Here is a 275-nt window from a genome sequence, read left to right as displayed (position 1 = left end):
CTCTGCTGAAATTAAATGAGTAAAGATCCTGTATGAAGGGAATGAACAGGATTCGCCGGGGTAAGAACTTTCATGGTGTCGTCTCATATGCTCTTTCCCCTGCTCCTCATCACTCCACCCCTCCTGTTCTGATAGGAGGTAACCTTGTAGGCATTACAGTGGAGGAGTTAACAGCAGAGTTCGCTAAAACTCAGCAACTGAGAAAGGATGTTGAGAAAGCTGTATGGCATAACTCGCTACGATTACCGAAGGGCGATTCATTAACCAATGAGCAC

Annotated in this window: 1 protein-coding gene; it reads left to right on the top strand. The window is 45.8% G+C overall.

The window, feature by feature from the left end:
- Window positions 1–32: 32 nt before the first annotated feature.
- Window positions 33–275 (top strand): relaxase/mobilization nuclease domain-containing protein (locus EPG66_RS22920; protein ID WP_484555937.1); only part of this gene is annotated, 243 nt, incomplete at its 3' end.

Origin of the sequence: Pantoea pleuroti (genome assembly GCF_014156615.1) — a bacterium.
Lineage (GTDB): Bacteria > Pseudomonadota > Gammaproteobacteria > Enterobacterales > Enterobacteriaceae > Pantoea > Pantoea agglomerans.
Note: the sequence above shows the minus strand (reverse complement) of the source record. Positions and strands in the feature narration are given on the sequence as shown.